We start from the raw sequence: 3,477 nt of genomic DNA, 5'->3' as shown, positions 1-3,477 counted from the left end.
CCCCGGGCACCAGCCACCCCCGGGCACTTCACCCCCCCGGGCCCCGCCCGGAGGGGGCCCGGGGCTCGTCGGAAGTCCCCGGGCCGCGCCTACTTGGACCGGGCCTTCGCGGTCTTGCGGTTGTTGGCCTTGCCGATCGCCTCGACGAGCTGCTGCTTGGTCATGGTCGAGCGGCCGGGCACGTCCAGCCTCTTCGCCAGGTCGTAGAGGTGCTGCTTGCTGGCGTTGGCGTCCACGCCGCCCGCCGTCCTGCCCTGCTTGGGCGTGCTGCGCGCGGCCTGCGCGTCGGACGGGCCCTTCTCCCGCTTCGGCTCCCAGTGGTCGCCGACCTTCTCGAACGAGTGCTTCAACGCGGCGAACGCGGTCCGGTGCGAGCGCTGGCCCTCGCCGTACGTCTGCACGGCCGAGTCGTGCGCCTTGATCCACGTCCGCTGCGCCTTCTTCGACGACCGCGCGATCGTGCTGGGCAGCTCCTCACGTCCGGGCATGGCTGTCCTCCTCGGGGCTCCGCCTCGGGTTTCACCTCGACCGCCGGGGTACCCGGTGTCCATGACGGACATGCGTGTCGCAGCACTCGACGTCCACAGCCCGGTCGACGGTCGGCTGATCGGCTGGTTGCCCGGCGCCACGGACGAGGACGTGGCCGGCGCGGTGCTCACCGCGCGTGAGGCGCAACCCGGTTGGGCGGCAACCCCTGCCGCCGAACGGGGAGCGGCGCTCAGGGCCGCCGCGGCGGCGGTCCGGGAGCACGCGGACGAGCTGGCCGAGCTGCTGCACTCGGAGACCGGCCGCCCCGTCGGGTCCGCCCGGGACGGTGTGCTGGCGGGCGCGTCCACGTTGGAGCAGTACGCCGAGCTGGGCCCGGTGCACCGCGGCCGGTCGCTGCACGGCGCGCACGACGCCGCCGACTTCATGGTCCCCGAGCCGCGCGGCGTGGTCGTCGCCCTCACCCCGTGGAACGACCCGGTCGCCGTCTCCTGCGGGCTGCTCGGCGCGGCCCTGGTGACCGGCAACACCGTGGTGCACAAGCCGAGCGAGCGCTGCCCGCACACGGGTGTGCTGCTGGCGCAGCTCCTGGTCGAGCACTTCCCGCCGGGCGTGCTCCAGAGCCTCACCGGCGACGGCGCGGTGGGCGCGGCGCTGGCCTCGTCGCCGCACGTGGACGTCGTCGCCCACGTCGGCGGCACGGCGACCGGCCGCTCGATCGCCGCCGCGTGCGCCGCGACCGGCGCGAAGGCGCTGCTGGAGAACGGCGGCAACGACCCGCTGCTGGTCGACGCGGACGTGGACCCGGCCTGGGCGGCCGAACAGGCGGCGATCGGCGCGTTCACCAACGCCGGGCAGCTCTGCACCTCGGTGGAGCGGATCTTCGTGCACCAGGCCGTGGCCGGGGAGTTCCTGGCGGCGCTGTGCGACGAGGCCGGGCGCTGGAACGCCGACCCGCAGCCGCTGGTGGACGCCCGGATGCGGGAGCACGTGCACGCGCACGTCGCCGAGGCCGTGGCCGACGGCGCGGAGCTGCTGGTCGGCGGCAGGATCCCGGACCGCGAGGGCGCGTACTACCCGGCGACCGTGCTCGCCCGCTGCACGCCCGACATGCGCGTGATGCGGGAGGAGACGTTCGGCCCGGTCGCGGCGGTGCGCGTGGTGCCGTCGTTCGAGGAGGGCCTGGTCGAGGCGTGCGTGGACGAGCACGGCCTGGCCGCGACCGTGCTCACCGGGTCGATGGCGCACGCGCAGCGGGCGTGGCGGGAGCTGCCGGTCGGCACGGTGAAGGTCAACGCGGTGTTCGGCGGCGCGCCCGGCGGGGCCGCCGAGCCGCGCCGGCGGTCCGGCACCGGGTTCGGGTACGGGCCGGAGCTGCTGGACGAGATGACCGCGGTGAAGGTCGTGCACCTCGGCCAGGCTCAGATCCAGCCCTCGTCCCAGGCCAGCCGCGCGGCCTCGTAGCGGGTGGTCACGCCGAGTTTGGTCATCGCCGACGACAGGTAGTTGCGCACCGTGCCGGCGGCGAGGTGGGTCTCGCGGGCGATCGTGGCCACCGTGCCGCCCTGGAGGGCGTGCCGCAGCACGTCCAGCTCCCGGGAGGTCAGCGGGCACGCGCCCTCGGTCAACGCGGCCGCGGCGATCTCGGAGTCCACGTAGCGCCGGCCGGCGTGCACGTCGCGCAGGATGGAGGCGAGCCGCGCGGCCGGGGTGGTCTTGGGCACGAACCCGCGCACGCCCGCGCTCAACGCCCGCCGCAGCACACCGGGCCGGGCGTGCCGGGTCACGATCACCACCGCGACCCCGTCGAGCCCGCGCACCGCCTCGGCCGCCAGCACGCCGTCGCGCCGGGGCATCTCCAGGTCGAACACGGCGATGTCGGGCCGGTGCGCCCGCACCGCCGCGACCGCCGCCTCGCCGTCGCTGGCCTGCGCGACCACCTCGATGTCGTCCTCCAGCTCCAGCAACGCCGCCAACGCGCCCCGGATCAGGTCTTCGTCGTCGGCCAGCACCACCCGGATCACCGGCCCACCCCCGTGCGCCGGCCGGCGGCCCCGTGCGCTTCCCGGACCGCCGGCGCGCTCCGATCGGGTCGGCGGCCCGCCCCGGCCGGCGCCACCCGGGTCATCGACCCACCCCGGCGCGTCCCACCAGCTCGAACGCCTCCGGGCCCGCCGAACCGGCCTCCACCCGGCCCCCGACCGCGGCGAACCGCTCGCGCAGCCCGGCCAGGCCCGAACCCGGCTCGCCGCCCTCGCCCGCGCCCGGCACCCCGTCGTTGCGCACCCGCACGCAGACCCGGTCCCCGGCCACGTCGATCACCAGCGCGCAGCGGCGCGCCCGGCTGTGCCGCAGCACGTTCGTCGTCCCCTCCCGCACCAGCGCGCCGAACAACGGCTGCAACGGCGGCGGCACGCGGGCCGCGTCGCCCTCCACCGTCGTCTCGATCCCCGCCGCCCGCAGCACCCCCACCGCGTTCGCGATCTCCGTGCCCAGGCTGGCCCGCCGGTAGCCCTGCACCACCTCGCGGGTCTCCCGCAACGCGGTCCGCGCCAGCTCGGCCACCTCGCCCGCGTGCCGCCGGGCCTGCTCGTCGTCCCGGCCGATCAGCCGCTGCGCCAGCTCGCCCTTCAACGCGATCGCCTGGAGGTGGTGGCCCTGGACGTCGTGCAGGTCGGCGGCGAACCGCAGCCGCTCCTCGGCCACGGCCAGCGCCTCGGCCGTCCGCCTGCCCTGCTCCTGCCGCACGACGAGCTGCCAGATCCAGAGCTGCGCCAGGTCGGCGAACAGCAGCGCGATGATCATCATCACGGCCAGGACCATCGCCGGTCGGGCGTCCTCGCCCCCGAACACGCCGCCCGCCGCCACCGCGAGCACCGACATCACCGCCGCGGCCGGCCACCGGGGCCGGGCCGGCCCGGAGGCGGGCCCGAGCGGGATCACCAACGAGCGGAGCAGCGCACAGTGACACATCTACGAGCCCCCGGGCCA

At 76.2% G+C, this 3,477-nt stretch carries 4 protein-coding genes; 1 reads left to right on the top strand and 3 read right to left on the bottom strand.

The features are described 5' to 3' along the window. Positions 1 to 89: 89 nt before the first annotated feature. On the bottom strand, positions 90 to 488 hold the full coding sequence (locus ACFXGA_RS31100) for a ChaB family protein (RefSeq protein WP_378094057.1): 399 nt from the start codon (positions 486 to 488) through the stop codon (positions 90 to 92). Positions 489 to 558: 70 nt separating this feature from the next. Here ACFXGA_RS31100 and ACFXGA_RS31095 point away from each other — a divergent pair, with 70 nt between their 5' ends. Then, positions 559 to 1,950 (top strand): aldehyde dehydrogenase family protein, encoded by a 1,392-nt coding sequence (locus ACFXGA_RS31095; protein ID WP_378094114.1) that lies wholly within the window; start codon positions 559 to 561, stop codon positions 1,948 to 1,950. On the opposite strand, the gene ACFXGA_RS31090 is transcribed toward ACFXGA_RS31095, so the two are convergent. Both ACFXGA_RS31090 and ACFXGA_RS31085 read right to left on the bottom strand, forming a co-directional pair. Next, complete coding sequence (locus ACFXGA_RS31090) at positions 1,908 to 2,510, bottom strand: DNA-binding response regulator (protein ID WP_378094055.1); 603 nt, start codon at positions 2,508 to 2,510, stop codon at positions 1,908 to 1,910. The genes ACFXGA_RS31095 and ACFXGA_RS31090 overlap by 43 nt on opposite strands. A gap of 100 nt (positions 2,511 to 2,610) precedes the next feature. Then, positions 2,611 to 3,429, bottom strand: a complete 819-nt coding sequence (locus ACFXGA_RS31085; RefSeq protein ID WP_378094112.1) for a sensor histidine kinase — start codon at positions 3,427 to 3,429, stop codon at positions 2,611 to 2,613. Between the last annotated feature and the right edge of the window lie 48 nt (positions 3,430 to 3,477).

Origin of the sequence: Actinosynnema sp. NPDC059335, assembly GCF_042752395.1 — a bacterium.
GTDB lineage: Bacteria > Actinomycetota > Actinomycetes > Mycobacteriales > Pseudonocardiaceae > Actinosynnema.
Note: the sequence above shows the minus strand (reverse complement) of the source record. Positions and strands in the feature narration are given on the sequence as shown.